Here is a 15,480-nt window from a genome sequence, read left to right as displayed (position 1 = left end):
ACCAATTAATATTATCAATTTCCTCTAATAAGATTCTCGCAGTATAGTCAGCTCCCAGGACAACTTGCTGAGAATTTATTCATGTTATCTTATTATTTTCAAGGTCTTGCATTAGGTGCGGCCATGATCCTTCCCCTTGGCCCGCAGAACGCGTTCGTGATGAACCAGGGCATTCGCCGTCAGTATCATCTCATGATTGCCCTGCTGTGCGCGGTGAGCGATTTGCTGCTGATCTGCGCCGGAATCTTTGGCGGCAGTGCGCTGCTGATGCAGTCTCCCTGGCTTCTGGCGCTGGTGACCTGGGGTGGGGTAGCGTTCCTGCTGTGGTATGGGTTTGGGGCGCTGAAAACGGCAATGAGCAGCAATCTCGAACTGGCGAGCGCCGAGGTCATGAAGCAGGGCCGCTGGAAGATTATCGTCACCATGCTGGCGGTCACCTGGCTCAACCCGCACGTTTATCTGGATACCTTTGTGGTGCTGGGCAGCCTGGGTGGGCAGCTCGACGTTGAGCCAAAACGCTGGTTTGCCCTGGGTACCGTCAGCGCCTCATTCCTGTGGTTCTTCGGTCTCGCGATTCTGGCGGCATGGCTGGCCCCGCGTCTGCGTACCGCTAAAGCCCAGCGGATCATCAACACGCTGGTGGGCGTGGTAATGTGGTTTATCGCCTTTCAGCTGGCAAAAGAGGGGATTCATCATGTTCAGGAATTGCTCAACTAAGCGTTGTCTTATGGACAACTGAGCGTGAGCCGCTAAGCTTGCTGGCATGCGCCCTGTTGTTGGGCACTCTTCGCAACATGGAGGAATGACAGTGAAGTTTAAAGTGATGGCCCTGGCGGCATTAGTGAGTTTAGGTGCGGTGTCGGTGCAGGCAAGTGAATTGCCTGATGGCCCGCACATCGTCACTTCAGGCACCGCAAGCGTGGATGCGGTACCCGATGTTGCAACGCTGGCAATTGAAGTGAACGTGGCCGCGAAAGATGCCGCTTCTGCCAAGAAGCAGGCTGACGATCGTGTTGCGCAATATCTCTCTTTCCTGGAGCAGAACGGTGTCGCTAAAAAAGACATCAGCTCTGCCAACCTGCGTACCCAGCCTGATTACGACTACCAGAACGGTAAAAGCATCCTGAAAGGTTACCGTGCCGTGCGCACCGTTGAAGTAACCGTGCGTCAGCTCGATAAACTGAACTCGTTGCTGGATGGCGCGCTGAAAGCGGGTCTGAACGAAATTCGTTCCGTCTCACTGGGCGTTGCGCAACCGGAAAAATACAAAGACCAGGCGCGTAAAGCTGCCATTGATGATGCAATCCATCAGGCGCAACAGCTGGCGTCCGGGTTCAACAGTAAGCTCGGTCCGGTATACAGCGTGCGTTACCATGTCTCAAATTATCAGCCAAGCCCGATGGTACGGATGATGAAGGCCGACGCGGCGCCGGTGTCTGCTCAGGAAACTTATGAGCAGCCGACGATTCAGTTCGACGATCAGGTTGATGTGGTATTCCAGCTGCAGCCGACCCAAAGTCAGCAGACTGAGCCGGCAAAAGCGCAGTAATCTGTCTTCACAATTCCCCTCTCCCGTCAGGAGAGGGGAATTGTTCCTTAATCCTGTCTCAACACCTTATGCCCATACGCCAGCAGCGCGTCGGTGACGTTGCGCATCATGCGGCTTTCTGGCGCAAAACGGTGCCAGTAGAGCATCCGGCGCTGATACAGCCCCGGCGTTAAGTCAATCAGCTCACCGCTTTTCAACTCTTTCTCTATCTGCAGGTGCGGGATCATACAGCAGGTGGTGCCCTGACGTGCGAGCTGCACAAACGCTTCAGACGAGTTCACGATATGACATGGCACGCTGCCCGGCGGCAGATCGAAGTTTTGCTGCAGGAAGGCCTGATGCATATCGTCCAGATGGTCGAACGCCACCGCAGGGGCTTTCAGCAGCGCGGCGCGGGTGACGCCGTTTGGGAAGTAGCGCTCGGCAAACGCTTTTGAGCCGACAAACAGGTAGTCCAGTGCGCCCAGCTGATCGACAAGACAGCTCGGCAGCGCCTGAGGCTGGATACTGACCGCCCCAACCACTTCACCGCGTCGCAGGCGCTCCTGCGTACGGGTTTCATCTTCAACCTGCAGATTCAGGCGAATCGGGGAGTCCGCTAACACCGGCGCAAGGGCCGGCAACAGCCAGGTTGCCAGACTGTCGGCGTTCACCGCCAGCGAGAGCAGCAGCGGCGTTGAGCCGGTCTGTTCGTCGCCCAGCCACTCATCTTCGAGCAGTTCAACCTGGCGCAGCAGGGCGAGGAGCTTTTGCCCTTGCTCCGTTGGACGCGGTGGAACAGTACGTACCAGCAGAGGCTGCCCGAACATGTTTTCCAGCTGCTTGATGCGTTGTGATACGGCGGACTGAGTGATACAAAGCTTTTGCGCTGCGCGCTCAAAACCGCGTTCACGAATAACTGCATCAAGTGCCTGTAGTGTTCTGTAGTCCGGACGTTTCATTGCTCTGGCTGACTCCTTAATTTTGCTTAATCTGCACTATGACACAATTTTCCCTTCGTGGCAGACGAAATCCATCCGACGTGTTCTATAATGCGGCCTACGTTTTCACACCACAGGCTAAACGATCATGACGCAGGATGAACTGAAAAAAGCAGTAGGATGGGCCGCTCTCCAGTATGTGCAACCGGGTACCATTGTCGGTGTTGGTACGGGCTCGACGGCGGCACACTTTATCGATGCGCTGGGCACGATGAAAGGGCAGATCGAGGGCGCAGTTTCCAGCTCCGACGCTTCCACGGAAAAGCTGAAAAGCCTTGGCATCACCGTTTTCGATCTGAATGAAGTTGACCGTCTTGGCATCTACGTTGATGGCGCGGATGAAATCAACGGCCATATGCAGATGATCAAAGGCGGCGGTGCGGCGCTGACGCGTGAAAAAATCATCGCCTCCGTGGCGGATAAATTCATCTGTATCGCCGATGCGTCAAAACAGGTTGATATCCTGGGTAAATTCCCGCTGCCGGTAGAAGTGATCCCAATGGCGCGTAGCGCTGTGGCGCGTGAACTGGTGAGACTGGGTGGACGCCCGGAATATCGTCAGGGCGTCATCACTGACAACGGCAACGTGATCCTCGACGTTCACGGTCTGGAAATTCTCGACGCCATTGCGCTGGAAAATGCCATTAACGGTATTCCAGGCGTAGTGACTGTAGGGTTATTCGCCAACCGTGGCGCGGATGTCGCGCTGATCGGCACGGCAGATGGCGTGCAAACCATCGTAAAATGATCTGATGGGGGGAGACCTCCCCCCGCTAAAAAAAATTTGAAAAGCTAAATTCGGTGACTTGTGTCACGCTTTTTACCTCTCGTTTGCCGATCCTGCCGCATTCGCAAATTTCTACAGCATTTTCCTCTGTCATTTTGCTCTGTATGACTTTTCTTCAGAGTGCCGACGCAAACGTTCATATTGCTGCAATAGTTTTTTTTGATATGTTGGCTACAGCGGATTTAAATCCAGCACAACATCAGTTCAGACAAAAACAGGGTCGGGTAAGGTAAATGGCAAAGGTATCACTGGAGAAAGACAAGATTAAATTCCTGCTGGTTGAGGGCGTGCATCAGAAAGCGCTTGATAGCCTTCGTGCAGCAGGTTACACCAACATCGAATTTCACAAAGGCGCGCTGGACACCGAAGAGCTGAAAGCGTCCATCCGTGATGCCCATTTCATTGGCCTGCGATCCCGTACCCAACTGACTGAAGACGTGATTGCCGCGGCGGAAAAGTTGGTTGCCATCGGCTGTTTCTGCATCGGTACCAACCAGGTTGATCTGAATGCCGCCGCAAAACGCGGTGTGCCTGTCTTTAACGCCCCGTTCTCCAACACCCGTTCCGTGGCGGAGTTAGTGATTGGCGAGCTGCTGCTGTTGCTGCGTGGTATTCCGGAAGCTAACGCCAAAGCGCACCGCGGCGTGTGGAACAAACTGGCTGCGGGTTCATACGAAGCCCGTGGTAAAAAACTCGGTATCATCGGCTATGGCCACATCGGTACTCAGCTGGGGATCCTGGCTGAATCCCTGGGGATGCATGTCTATTTTTATGATATCGAAAGCAAACTGCCGCTGGGCAACGCCACTCAGGTTCAACACCTCTCTGACCTGCTGAACATGAGCGACGTGGTCAGCCTGCACGTGCCGGAAAATGCGTCGACGAAAAACATGATGGGTGCTGAGGAACTGGCGCTGATGAAGCCGGGGTCACTGCTGATCAACGCTGCGCGCGGTACGGTTGTCGATATTCCGGCGCTGTGCGATGCGCTGAAGCGTAAGCATCTGGCGGGGGCGGCAATTGACGTCTTCCCGACTGAGCCTGCTACCAACAGCGATCCGTTCACCTCTCCGCTGTGCGAATTCGACAACGTGATCCTGACGCCGCACATCGGCGGCTCGACGCAGGAAGCGCAGGAAAATATCGGTCTGGAAGTCGCGGGCAAGCTGAGCAAATACTCCGACAACGGTTCTACGCTCTCTGCCGTGAACTTCCCGGAAGTGTCTCTGCCGTTGCACGGTGGCCGTCGTCTGCTGCACATCCATGAAAACCGTCCGGGTGTGCTGACTGCGATCAACCAGATCTTTGCCGAGCAGAGCGTCAACATTGCCGCACAGTATCTGCAAACGAACTCTCAGATGGGTTACGTGGTGATTGATATTGAAGCGGACGAAGATGTAGCGGAAAAAGCGCTGCAGAGCATGAAGGCTATTCCGGGTACCATTCGCGCCCGTCTGCTGTACTGATTCTGTTTCTGTGAGTATAAAGCCGGGTCGCTACCCGGCTTTATTTTACCAGCGCCAGGTTTTGCCCGGCGTCACTACCGCAGGCAGCGGAATATCCCACTTCTCTATCGGCAAGGCTTCCACGCCCTGACAGTCATGTGCGTACCCCACAGGCTGTAAATGATACTGCTGCCAGTTTTGCAGTGTCCTGTCATAAAAACCGCCACCCATCCCTAAGCGCTGACCCTGCTCATCAAATGCAACCAGCGGCGTGATCAGTACATCCAGTTCTGAGAGGGGGAGGACGTCGCGGACGTCGAGTTTTGGTTCGGTGATTTTCAGACGATTCACCACCAGTTCGCTGTGCGGATGGTAGTGTAAAAACAGCAGATTTCCCTGGCTAAACGGATGCAGCACCGGCAGGTACACTCTTTTCCCGGCGCGCCACAGTTGTTCTATCAGCGGTTGAGTATCCAGCTCGCCATCAAACGAGAGGAACAGGGCGACGGTACGCGCCATCACAACAGGGGGATAGGCCATCATACGGGCTGCGCCTTGCTGGGCAAACTGTGCTTGCTGTTCGGGAGTTAACGCACGACGGCGTTGACGCATGAGCTGACGGATGTCCTGGCGTGAGGAAGAGACTTCAGGGAGTTGGGTCATGGTAGTCGGTAGAAGAAAAAGAGAGGGAATCTCCGAGATGCCGCCGCAGGCTGTAACCCTTGAACCCTTGGTTCAAGGTGAATGTGTCGTCATAGTTTTAAGGCTTCTCGGACGAACCGAGCATGCTCACCAACCATGGAGCGCCACATTCTTGTGGTATGAAATATCGGCTCAGGGGACTGGCCCGCTTGCGAACATCTCAGAGAAATTTTGTCTTCACAGTTACTCTACCATAGTCAACTGAGAAGTGTTATTCAAACTTTGGTCCCGGTCTTTCGGGATTGCGACCTTGATCAAGCAATGCCTGTTCAATGGTCTGCTGGAGCATTTTAATGCGCTGCTCCATGCTTGCCGCGTAATCGCGGGTCTTCGCTTTTTCCTGAGTCAGTTCATAACTGATGTTCAACGCGGCGATGAAAACCAGCTGCTCAGTATTTGTGACTCTAGTGCGTTCTTTGAGATCTTGCAACCGCTGATTCAAATCGTCCGCAGCCTGATTCAAGGCATCCCTTTGTTCAGGCGGACAATTCACTCGCAGTGAACGGCCAAAAATCTGGAGATCGACGGGTTGTGCAGACATGCCACCTTCCTGCTGATTGACTGCGCTGCCTTCGCTTACTGCCCCGGGGGCTGCGAAGGGGCGACACTATAGCTACCCTGATGTGAAGATACAAGCCCTTTTCTGGTATCACCAGGGTCCAAAGTGGTAGCATATCATGAATATTCCTCCCAACGATGACGAATGCGCATGTCTATACAGAACGAAATGCCTGGTTACAAGGATTTAAACCAGTTACTGAACCAGCAGGGAGTCGGTTTAACCTCTGCGGAAATGCACGGTCTGATCAGTGGCATGCTGTGCGGCGGAAACAGCGACAGCTCATGGCAGCCGCTGATCCACGACCTGACGAACGAAGGGCTGGCGTTTGGTCACGAGCTGGCGGAAGCCGTGCGTAAAATGCACTCCGCGATCAGCGATTCGCTGGAAGACGATGGCTTCCTTTTTCAGCTTTATCTGCCTGAAGGCGATGACGTCAGCGTCTTCGATCGTGCCGATGCGCTCGCAGGTTGGGTCAACCACTACCTGTTGGGGCTGGGCGTCACGCAGCCGAAACTCGATAAAGTGACCGGCGAAGCGGGTGAGGCGATCGACGATCTGCGTAACATTGCGCAGTTGGGCTACGATGAAGACGAAGACCAGGAAGAGCTGGAAATGTCTCTCGAAGAGATCATCGAATACGTTCGCGTTGCTGCTTTGCTGTGCCACGACCACTTTACGCGTTCGCAGCCGACCGCGCCGGAAGTCCGCAAGCCAACCTTACATTAAGAAAAATAACGCACAGGAGGGTGTCATGGTTATCTCAAATCAAGAGTATTCGCGCCGTCGTCAGGCGCTGCTGGCCAATATGCAGCCGGGCAGCGCCGCGCTGATTTTTGCTGCGCCAGAAGTGACGCGCAGCGCCGACAGCGAATACCCCTATCGCCAGAGCAGCGATTTCTGGTACTACACCGGCTTCAACGAGCCGGAAGCGGTACTGGTGCTGATTAAGAGTAATGACACCCACAACCACAGCGTGATTTTTAACCGCGTACGCGATCTCACTGCCGAAATCTGGTTCGGCCGCCGCTTAGGGCAAGAGGCTGCGCCAGAGAAGCTGGGGGTGGATCGGGCGCTGGCATTCAGTGAAATCAACCAGCAGCTCTATCAACTGCTCAATGGCCTGGATGTGCTTTACCACGCGCAGGGCGAGTATGCGTATGCCGATGAGATTGTCTTTACCGCTCTGGATAAGCTGCGCAAAGGTTCGAGGCAGAATCTGTCCGCGCCAGCCACCCTGACGGACTGGCGTCCGGTGGTGCATGAGATGCGTCTGTTCAAATCCCCGGAAGAGCTGGACGTGATGCGCCGCGCGGGTGAAATCAGTGCGCTGGCACACACCCGTGCCATGGAGAAATGCCGCCCGGGAATGTTTGAATACCAGCTGGAAGGGGAGATTCATCACGAATTTAACCGCCACGGCGCGCGTTATCCTTCTTACAACACCATTGTCGGTGGCGGTGAAAACGGCTGCATTCTGCACTACACCGAAAACGAAAGTGCGCTGCGCGACGGCGATCTGGTGCTGATTGACGCCGGATGCGAATTCCAGGGGTATGCGGGCGATATTACCCGTACGTTCCCGGTGAACGGTAAATTCACCCCCGCACAGCGCGCGGTGTATGACATCGTCCTCGAATCGCTCGAGACGGCGCTCAGGCTGTACCGTCCAGGCACGTCCATTCAGGAAGTGACCGGCGAAGTGGTGCGCATCATGATCACCGGTCTGGTGAAGCTCGGTATCCTGAAAGGCGACGTGGATACCCTGATTACCGAGAACGCGCATCGTCCGTACTTTATGCACGGCCTGAGCCACTGGCTGGGGCTGGATGTGCATGACGTGGGAGCATACGGTGCCGATCGTTCCCGCGTGCTGGAGCCAGGCATGGTATTAACCGTTGAGCCGGGGCTGTATATCGCGCCGGATGCCGACGTGCCGGAAGCATACCGCGGGATTGGCATTCGTATCGAAGACGACATCGTCATTACCGAAACCGGCAACGAAAACCTGACCGCCAGCGTCGTGAAAAATGCTGACGATATCGAGGCGCTGATGGCAGCGGCACGCGTATGAGCGTGATTATCGTTGGCGGCGGGATGACCGGAGCCACGCTGGCACTGGCCATCTCGCATTTTACGCAGGGAAAACTGCCGGTGCATCTGGTGGAGGCCGTTGCGCCAGAGGCCTCTGATCACCCCGGTTTTGATGCCCGCGCCATTGCACTGGCGCAGGGTACCTGTCAGCAACTCTCACGCATTGGCATCTGGCAGGCGATAGCCGACTGCGCGACGGCGATTAACACCGTTCACGTCAGCGATCGCGGTCATGCCGGTTTCGTTACCCTGGATGCGCATGATTACCGTATAGATGCGCTGGGCCGGGTCGTGGAGCTGCACGACGTCGGGTTACGCCTGTTCCGCCTGCTTAAGGATGCGCCAGGCGTGACTCTGCATTGCCCGGCGCGTGTGGCCAGTTTTAGCCGCAGTGACGCGTCGGTCAACGTGGTGCTGGATAACGGTACCGTCCTTGAAGGCCAGCTTCTGGTAGCGGCAAACGGTTCGCGCTCTTCGCTCGGCACGCAGTGCGGCGTGGAGTGGCGACAACAGCCCTACGGGCAGGTGGCCGTCATTGCTAACGTTTCGACAGCGGGCGCTCACAACGGCCGCGCTTTTGAGCGTTTCACCCAGCATGGCCCGCTGGCGATGCTGCCTATGTCCCACGATCGCAGTTCGTTGGTGTGGTGCCATCCGCAGGACAACGCGGCTGAGATACAGACCTGGTCTGACGAACGTTTTTGTACCGAGCTGCAAAAAGCCTTTGGCTGGCGGCTGGGACGTATTACCCACGCGGGAAAGCGGAGCGTATACCCGTTGTCGCTGACCACCGCCTCGCAGTCTATCTCCCATCGCATGGCGCTGGTCGGCAATGCCGCGCAGACATTGCATCCCATCGCCGGGCAGGGGTTTAACCTCGGGCTTCGCGACGTGATGAGCCTGGCAGAAACGCTTTCACAGGCGTGGAGCGAGCAAAAAGACTGTGGTGCCTGGTCGGTGCTTAGCCATTACCAGAAGCGACGCCGGGCAGATAAAGAGGCGACGATTGGTGTGACGGATGGTCTGGTGCACCTGTTTGCCAATCGCTGGGCACCCCTGGTTGCAGGCCGCAATCTTGGGCTAATGGCGATGGAATTATTCATTCCGGCACGTGACGTGCTGGCGCAGCGGACTCTTGGTTGGGTCGCGCGTTAAGGAGTTATCACCGTGCAAAATGTTGATGTCGCCATCGTTGGCGGCGGAATGGTAGGACTGGCGCTGGCCTGTGGTTTACAGGGCAGCGGCCTGCGCGTTGCGGTACTGGAGCAAAACGTGCCTCAGCCTGTCGCGCAGGACGCGCCGCCGGAACTGCGCGTCTCGGCAATCAATGCGGCCAGTGAAAAGTTGCTGACGCACCTTGGCGTCTGGTCAGAGATCGTGGCGCAGCGTGCCAGCTGTTATCACGGCATGGAAGTGTGGGACAAAGACAGCTTTGGTCATATCGCGTTTGATGATGAAAGCATGGGCTACAGCCATCTGGGACACATCATCGAAAATGCCGTTATCCACCATGCTCTGTGGCAAAAAGCGCAGTCCTGCAGCGATGTCACGCTGCTGGCACCGGCGCAAATCCAGCAGGTCGCCTGGGGAGAAAACGACGCCTTTATCACCCTGCAAAGCGGTGACATGCTGACCGCGCGACTGGTTGTGGGCGCTGACGGTGCCAACTCCTGGCTGCGTAACAAGGCGGATATTCCGCTGACGTTCTGGGACTATCGCCATCATGCTCTGGTGGCAACGATTCGCACTGAAGAGCCGCACGGTGGGGTGGCGCGCCAAATCTTCCACAATGACGGCATTCTGGCATTCCTGCCGTTGAGCGATCCGCACCTGTGTTCGATTGTCTGGTCTCTGGTTCCTGATAAAGCGCAACAGATGCAGGAGGCGACTCCCGAGGCGTTTAACCAGGCGCTGTGCGTCGCGTTTGATAACCGTCTTGGGCTATGCACCCTTGAGAGCGAGCGGCTGGTGTTCCCGTTAACCGGACGCTATGCGCGTCAGTTTGCGGCGCACCGTCTGGCGCTGGTGGGTGACGCGGCGCATACGATCCATCCGCTGGCCGGGCAGGGCGTGAACCTTGGCTTTATGGACGCGGCAGAGCTGGTTGAAGAGTTGCGTCGCCTGCATCGCGAAGGCAAAGATATCGGCCAGCATCTCTATCTGCGTCGCTACGAACGCAGCCGTAAGCACAGTGCAGCGGTGATGCTGGCAGGCATGCAGGGTTTCCGTGAGCTGTTTGCCGGCGCGAATCCAGCGAAAAAACTGCTGCGCGACCTCGGCCTTAAACTTGCCGATACCCTTCCGGGCGTAAAACCTCAACTTCTTCGCCAGGCGATGGGTCTTAACGACCTGCCGGACTGGCTGCGCTAATATAGACCCCCGTCACACTTTGTTTTCCCGGCCTCTGCGCCGGGGAAATTCGCTCGTTTGAAATAATCTAATTTCACCGCATTTTTCGCATTAGAAAATCTAATCTTACTATTTTTTTGTTACGGAAATTCCGCCCGTTTTTCCGCATGAAATATCACCATCTGCTAAATCCTGTTAGAGCAATGTTAATTTTATGCGGGTTTAATCGCAGTTTGCCAGTGAATAACTCTGTAAGCTTTTTCGTGTTTTTAGGTCATAAGCTAATGTGATGACCCGTTTTACCTTATGGTTAATCGCCGGTTTCGGTGGTAAGTTCAGGTAAAAGAGAACGTTTGCGTCGGGGTCCAGAAAGCGATCGCGGCGCCGGGTTTCGTGGCACTGTTCAGGTGTGCGAAACGCAAGACAGCCCTGCTTATTCAACGAGGAAAAGATGGCTCAACAGACTCCTTTGTACGAACAACACGTGTTATGCGGCGCACGCATGGTGGACTTCCATGGCTGGATGATGCCGCTGCACTACGGCTCGCAGATTGATGAGCACCACGCGGTGCGCACCGATGCCGGTATGTTCGACGTGTCACACATGACGATTGTCGACCTGCATGGCAGCCGCACCCGGGAGTTTTTACGTTATCTGCTGGCAAACGACGTCGCCAAACTGAAGACGCCAGGCAAAGCGCTCTACACCGGCATGCTGAATGCCTCCGGCGGCGTAATTGATGACCTCATCGTCTATTACTTCTCTGAAGATTTCTTCCGCCTCGTTGTAAACTCCGCCACCCGCGAAAAAGACCTCTCCTGGATTACCCAACACGCTGAACCTTACGCCATCGACATCACCGTCCGCGATGATCTGTCGCTGATCGCCGTACAGGGGCCGAACGCGCAGTCTAAAGCCGCCTCTCTGTTCAGCGATGAGCAGCGTAAAGCCACCGACGGCATGAAGCCGTTCTTCGGCGTACAGGCGGGCGATCTGTTTATCGCGACCACCGGCTACACCGGTGAAGCGGGCTATGAAATTGCCATGCCGAATGAGAAAGCCGCCGATTTCTGGCGTGCGCTGGTGGAAGCTGGCGTTAAGCCGGCAGGTCTGGGCGCGCGCGATACGCTGCGTCTGGAAGCCGGTATGAACCTCTACGGGCAAGAGATGGATGAAGGCGTGTCACCGCTGGCGGCCAACATGGGCTGGACCATCGCCTGGGAACCGGCTGACCGTGAGTTTATTGGCCGTGAAGCGCTGGAAATGCAGCGTGAAAAGGGCACTGAACAACTGGTAGGCCTAGTGATGACCGAGAAAGGCGTGCTGCGCGGCGAGCTGCCGGTGCGTTTTACAGATGCTGACGGCAACCCGCGTGAAGGCGTGATCACCAGCGGTACCTTCTCCCCGACGCTGGGCTACAGTATTGCACTGGCGCGTGTTCCGGCGGGCATTGGCGAAACGGCAGTGGTGCAAATCCGCAACCGTGAAATGCCGGTCAACGTGACCAAACCGATTTTTGTTCGCGCCGGTAAGCCGGTCGCCTAATCATTTTTATCAGGAGAACTTCAATGAGCAATGTGCCAGCAGAACTGAAATACAGCAAAGAACACGAGTGGCTGCGCAAAGAGGCGGACGGCACTTACACCGTAGGGATCACCGAGCATGCGCAGGAACTGCTGGGCGACATGGTGTTTGTTGACCTGCCTGAAGTCGGCGCATCCGTGGAAGCAGGCGATGACTGCGCCGTGGCCGAGTCCGTAAAAGCGGCTTCTGATATCTACGCCCCGGTAAGCGGTGAAATTGTTGCCGTGAACGACGCCCTGAGCGACTCCCCGGAGCTGGTGAACAGCGAGCCTTATGAAGGCGGCTGGATCTTCAAGATCAAAGCCAGCGACGAATCGCAGGTCGCCGCGCTGCTGGATGCCACCGCGTACGAAGCGCTGTTAGAAAACGAGTAAGCCTTAACCCTCTCCCCTTTGGGAGGAGGGTAGGGTGAGGGGAACCGACGACACCCTCACCCCAGCCCTCTCCCTCCGGGAGAGGGAGAAAACACATTCACTGCACGTTTCAGGAACCATCGCTCATGACACAGACTTTAAGCCAGCTTGAAAACCGTGGCGCCTTCATTGAACGTCACATTGGGCCGGATGCTCAGCAACAGCAGGAGATGCTGAAGACAGTTGGCGCGGATTCATTAAATGCACTGATCGGCCAGATTGTGCCAAAAGACATCCAGCTTGCCACGCCGCCTCAGGTGGGTGAAGCCACCACTGAATTCGCCGCTCTGGCGGAGCTGAAGGCGATTGCCGGCCTGAACAAGCGCTATAAGTCTTACATTGGCATGGGCTACACCAACGTGCAGTTACCCCCGGTTATTCTGCGTAATATGCTGGAAAACCCGGGCTGGTACACCGCCTACACCCCGTATCAGCCAGAAGTTTCTCAGGGCCGTCTGGAAGCGCTGCTGAACTTCCAGCAGGTTACGCTGGATTTGACCGGCCTGGATATCGCGTCCGCTTCACTGCTGGATGAAGCCACCGCCGCCGCCGAAGCAATGGCAATGGCGAAGCGCGTGAGCAAACTGAAAAATGCCAACCGCTTCTTCGTGGCAGCGGACGTGCATCCGCAAACGCTTGATGTGGTTCGTACCCGTGCCGAAACCTTTGGTTTTGACGTGATTGTCGACGACGCCGACAAAGTCCTCGATCATCAGGATGTGTTTGGCGTGCTGCTGCAACAGGTCGGCACCACCGGTGACGTTCACGACTACAGCGCACTGATTGCTGAGCTGAAAGCCCGCAAAGTGGTTGTCAGCGTCGCGGCTGATTTTATGGCGCTGGTCCTGCTGACGGCTCCAGGTAAACAGGGCGCGGACATTGTTTTCGGTTCTGCACAACGCTTTGGTGTCCCGATGGGCTACGGTGGCCCACATGCGGCGTTCTTTGCCGCAAAAGATGAATTCAAACGCTCCATGCCTGGCCGTATCATCGGCGTATCAAAAGATGCCGCCGGTAACACCGCGCTGCGCATGGCAATGCAGACTCGCGAGCAGCATATTCGTCGTGAGAAAGCGAACTCCAACATCTGTACCTCGCAGGTCCTGCTGGCCAATATCGCCAGCCTGTACGCTGTCTTCCACGGTCCGGTTGGCCTGAAACGCATTGCCAGCCGTATTCACCGTCTGGCGGATATTCTGGCCTGTGGTCTGCAGCAGAAAGGCCTGAAACTGCGCCACGCCCATTACTTTGACACGCTGTGCGTTGAAGTGGCTGACAAAGCCGCGGTGCTGGCTCGTGCTGACGCGGCAGAGATCAACCTGCGTAGCGACATCCATAACGCGGTAGGCATTACCCTGGATGAAAGCACTACCCGCGAAGATATCGTTAACCTGTTTAACGTCTTGCTGGGCGATGCACACGGCCTGGATATTGATACGCTCGATAAAGATGTCGCGCTCGACAGCCGCTCTATCCAGGAAAGCATGCTGCGTGATGATGCGATCCTGACTCACCCGGTGTTCAATCGCTACCACAGCGAAACCGAGATGATGCGCTATATGCACTCTCTGGAGCGCAAAGACCTGGCGCTGAACCAGGCGATGATCCCGCTGGGCTCCTGCACCATGAAGCTGAACGCTGCGGCAGAGATGATCCCAATCACCTGGCCTGAATTTTCCGAGCTGCACCCGTTCTGCCCACCAGAGCAGGCGGAAGGTTACCATCTGATGATCAACCAGCTCTCCGACTGGCTGGTGAAGCTGACCGGTTACGATGCACTCTGCATGCAGCCAAACTCCGGGGCGCAGGGGGAATACGCGGGCCTGCTGGCAATTCGTCACTATCACGAAAGCCGCAATGAAGGGCATCGCGATATCTGCCTGATCCCAAGTTCTGCGCATGGCACCAACCCGGCGTCTGCCCAGATGGCGGGTATGGAAGTGGTGGTAGTGGCCTGCGACAAGAACGGCAACATTGACCTGGCCGATCTGCGTGCGAAAGCCGAGCAGGCGGGCGAAAAACTCTCCTGCATCATGGTGACCTACCCGTCCACCCACGGTGTGTACGAAGAGACCATCCGTGAAGTGTGTGAAGTGGTCCATCAGTTCGGCGGTCAGGTTTATCTCGACGGTGCGAACATGAACGCACAGGTTGGCATTACCTCTCCGGGCTTTATCGGCGCGGATGTGTCGCACCTGAACCTGCATAAAACCTTCTGTATTCCACACGGCGGTGGTGGTCCGGGTATGGGCCCAATCGGTGTGAAAGCACACCTGGCGCCGTTTGTCCCAGGCCACAGCGTAGTGCAGATTGAAGGCATGTTGACCCGTCAGGGCGCGGTCTCTGCGGCACCGTTCGGTAGCGCCTCAATCCTGCCCATCAGCTGGATGTATATCCGCATGATGGGCGCGGAAGGGCTGAAGCAGGCAAGCCAGGTGGCTATCCTCAATGCTAACTACATCGCAACGCGTCTGAAAGAAGCGTATCCGGTGCTCTACACGGGCCGTGATGGTCGCGTGGCGCACGAGTGCATCCTCGATATCCGTCCTTTGAAAGAAGAGACCGGTATCAGCGAGCTGGATATTGCTAAGCGTCTGATTGACTACGGATTCCATGCGCCAACCATGTCGTTCCCGGTGGCGGGTACGCTGATGGTTGAACCCACCGAGTCTGAAAGCAAAGTTGAGCTGGACCGCTTTATTGACGCGATGCTGGCTATCCGCACTGAAATCGACCGCGTGAAAGCCGGTGAGTGGACGCTGGCTGATAACCCGCTGGTTAACGCACCGCACACCCAGAATGAGCTGGTCTCCGGGTGGGAGCACGGTTATACCCGTGAGCAGGCGGTGTTCCCGGCTGGCATAGCAAACAAATACTGGCCGACCGTGAAACGTCTCGATGACGTCTACGGTGACCGTAATCTGTTCTGCTCTTGTGTGCCAATGAGCGAATACCAGTAATCGTTCCGCGGTTATAATGTGTACAGGCCGGGTCAGCGTTAACGCTACCCGGCTTTT

14 protein-coding genes and 1 other RNA gene are annotated in these 15,480 nt (G+C 56.2%); 11 read left to right on the top strand and 4 right to left on the bottom strand.

Going from position 1 to position 15,480, the window contains the following annotated elements; all coding sequences use genetic code 11:
- The first annotated feature begins 81 nt into the window (after nt 1–81).
- Nucleotides 82–717, top strand: a complete 636-nt coding sequence (gene argO / locus ACN9MQ_RS18625; protein WP_014171533.1) for an arginine exporter ArgO — start codon at nt 82–84, stop codon at nt 715–717.
- 91 nt (nt 718–808) lie between these two features.
- Nucleotides 809–1,549 carry an oxidative stress defense protein gene (locus ACN9MQ_RS18620; RefSeq protein WP_025203272.1) on the top strand — a complete coding sequence of 247 codons (741 nt, stop codon included), beginning with the start codon at nt 809–811 and terminating at the stop codon, nt 1,547–1,549.
- 47 nt (nt 1,550–1,596) lie between these two features.
- On the opposite strand, the gene argP is transcribed toward ACN9MQ_RS18620, so the two are convergent.
- Entirely contained in the window at nt 1,597–2,490 is an 894-nt protein-coding gene (gene argP / locus ACN9MQ_RS18615; RefSeq protein WP_008499727.1) for a DNA-binding transcriptional regulator ArgP, read from the bottom strand.
- Between the two features lie 127 nt (nt 2,491–2,617).
- Between argP and rpiA the strand changes: the two genes are divergently transcribed.
- Nucleotides 2,618–3,277 carry a ribose-5-phosphate isomerase RpiA gene (gene rpiA / locus ACN9MQ_RS18610; RefSeq protein WP_014171530.1) on the top strand — a complete coding sequence of 220 codons (660 nt, stop codon included), beginning with the start codon at nt 2,618–2,620 and terminating at the stop codon, nt 3,275–3,277.
- A 272-nt stretch (nt 3,278–3,549) separates the two neighbouring features.
- On the top strand, nt 3,550–4,782 hold the full coding sequence (gene serA, locus ACN9MQ_RS18605; RefSeq protein WP_014171529.1) for a phosphoglycerate dehydrogenase: 1,233 nt from the start codon (nt 3,550–3,552) through the stop codon (nt 4,780–4,782).
- Between the two features lie 45 nt (nt 4,783–4,827).
- Here serA and ACN9MQ_RS18600 read toward each other — a convergent pair whose 3' ends face one another.
- From ACN9MQ_RS18600 to zapA, 3 genes are all read right to left on the bottom strand, one after another.
- Nucleotides 4,828–5,424: a 5-formyltetrahydrofolate cyclo-ligase gene (locus tag ACN9MQ_RS18600; RefSeq protein ID WP_047356720.1), complete on the bottom strand. Its 597-nt coding sequence runs from the start codon at nt 5,422–5,424 to the stop codon at nt 4,828–4,830.
- 25 nt (nt 5,425–5,449) lie between these two features.
- A non-coding RNA gene (gene ssrS, locus ACN9MQ_RS18595) (6S RNA) lies at nt 5,450–5,633 on the bottom strand.
- A 41-nt stretch (nt 5,634–5,674) separates the two neighbouring features.
- Nucleotides 5,675–6,004 carry a cell division protein ZapA gene (zapA, locus tag ACN9MQ_RS18590; protein ID WP_006811891.1) on the bottom strand — a complete coding sequence of 110 codons (330 nt, stop codon included), beginning with the start codon at nt 6,002–6,004 and terminating at the stop codon, nt 5,675–5,677.
- Between the two features lie 168 nt (nt 6,005–6,172).
- Here zapA and ACN9MQ_RS18585 point away from each other — a divergent pair, with 168 nt between their 5' ends.
- The 7 genes from ACN9MQ_RS18585 (at nt 6,173) to gcvP (ending at nt 15,423) form a co-directional block, all read left to right on the top strand.
- On the top strand, nt 6,173–6,751 hold the full coding sequence (locus ACN9MQ_RS18585) for a YecA family protein (protein WP_025203274.1): 579 nt from the start codon (nt 6,173–6,175) through the stop codon (nt 6,749–6,751).
- Between the two features lie 31 nt (nt 6,752–6,782).
- Nucleotides 6,783–8,096 (top strand): Xaa-Pro aminopeptidase, encoded by a 1,314-nt coding sequence (pepP, locus tag ACN9MQ_RS18580; protein WP_284942735.1) that lies wholly within the window; start codon nt 6,783–6,785, stop codon nt 8,094–8,096.
- Nucleotides 8,093–9,271 carry a 2-octaprenyl-6-methoxyphenyl hydroxylase gene (ubiH, locus tag ACN9MQ_RS18575; protein ID WP_032678928.1) on the top strand — a complete coding sequence of 393 codons (1,179 nt, stop codon included), beginning with the start codon at nt 8,093–8,095 and terminating at the stop codon, nt 9,269–9,271. The genes pepP and ubiH overlap by 4 nt, the downstream gene beginning before the upstream one ends.
- A 12-nt stretch (nt 9,272–9,283) precedes the next feature.
- The gene (gene ubiI / locus ACN9MQ_RS18570) at nt 9,284–10,486 is read left to right on the top strand and encodes an FAD-dependent 2-octaprenylphenol hydroxylase (RefSeq protein ID WP_032680331.1); all 1,203 of its coding nucleotides are present in this window, start codon (nt 9,284–9,286) and stop codon (nt 10,484–10,486) included.
- A 430-nt stretch (nt 10,487–10,916) separates the two neighbouring features.
- A complete protein-coding gene (gene gcvT / locus ACN9MQ_RS18565; RefSeq protein WP_020883724.1) occupies nt 10,917–12,011 on the top strand; it encodes a glycine cleavage system aminomethyltransferase GcvT in 1,095 nt (364 codons plus the stop codon).
- A 23-nt stretch (nt 12,012–12,034) separates the two neighbouring features.
- Entirely contained in the window at nt 12,035–12,424 is a 390-nt protein-coding gene (gcvH, locus tag ACN9MQ_RS18560; protein ID WP_014171522.1) for a glycine cleavage system protein GcvH, read from the top strand.
- A 125-nt stretch (nt 12,425–12,549) separates the two neighbouring features.
- A complete protein-coding gene (gene gcvP, locus ACN9MQ_RS18555) occupies nt 12,550–15,423 on the top strand; it encodes an aminomethyl-transferring glycine dehydrogenase (protein WP_020883726.1) in 2,874 nt (957 codons plus the stop codon).
- Nucleotides 15,424–15,480 lie beyond the last annotated feature (57 nt).

The organism is Enterobacter sp. R-25, assembly GCF_049913205.1.
Classification (GTDB): Bacteria; Pseudomonadota; Gammaproteobacteria; order Enterobacterales; family Enterobacteriaceae; genus Enterobacter; species Enterobacter ludwigii.
The sequence above is the reverse complement of the archived record's forward strand: the minus strand, read 5'-3'. Positions and strand labels throughout refer to the sequence as shown.

Excerpts from the sequence above, each read along its gene's own strand:
- rpiA (WP_014171530.1), top strand. The coding sequence starts at position 2,618 with ATGACGCAGGATGAACTGAAAAAAGCAGTAGGATGGGCCGCTCTCCAG.
- gcvP (WP_020883726.1), top strand. The coding sequence starts at position 12,550 with ATGACACAGACTTTAAGCCAGCTTGAAAACCGTGGCGCCTTCATTGAA.
- ubiH (WP_032678928.1), top strand. The coding sequence starts at position 8,093 with ATGAGCGTGATTATCGTTGGCGGCGGGATGACCGGAGCCACGCTGGCA.
- zapA (WP_006811891.1), bottom strand. The coding sequence starts at position 6,004 with ATGTCTGCACAACCCGTCGATCTCCAGATTTTTGGCCGTTCACTGCGA.
- gcvT (WP_020883724.1), top strand. The coding sequence starts at position 10,917 with ATGGCTCAACAGACTCCTTTGTACGAACAACACGTGTTATGCGGCGCA.
- ACN9MQ_RS18585 (WP_025203274.1), top strand. The coding sequence starts at position 6,173 with ATGTCTATACAGAACGAAATGCCTGGTTACAAGGATTTAAACCAGTTA.
- serA (WP_014171529.1), top strand. The coding sequence starts at position 3,550 with ATGGCAAAGGTATCACTGGAGAAAGACAAGATTAAATTCCTGCTGGTT.
- argO (WP_014171533.1), top strand. The coding sequence starts at position 82 with ATGTTATCTTATTATTTTCAAGGTCTTGCATTAGGTGCGGCCATGATC.
- ACN9MQ_RS18600 (WP_047356720.1), bottom strand. The coding sequence starts at position 5,424 with ATGACCCAACTCCCTGAAGTCTCTTCCTCACGCCAGGACATCCGTCAG.
- argP (WP_008499727.1), bottom strand. The coding sequence starts at position 2,490 with ATGAAACGTCCGGACTACAGAACACTACAGGCACTTGATGCAGTTATT.
- gcvH (WP_014171522.1), top strand. The coding sequence starts at position 12,035 with ATGAGCAATGTGCCAGCAGAACTGAAATACAGCAAAGAACACGAGTGG.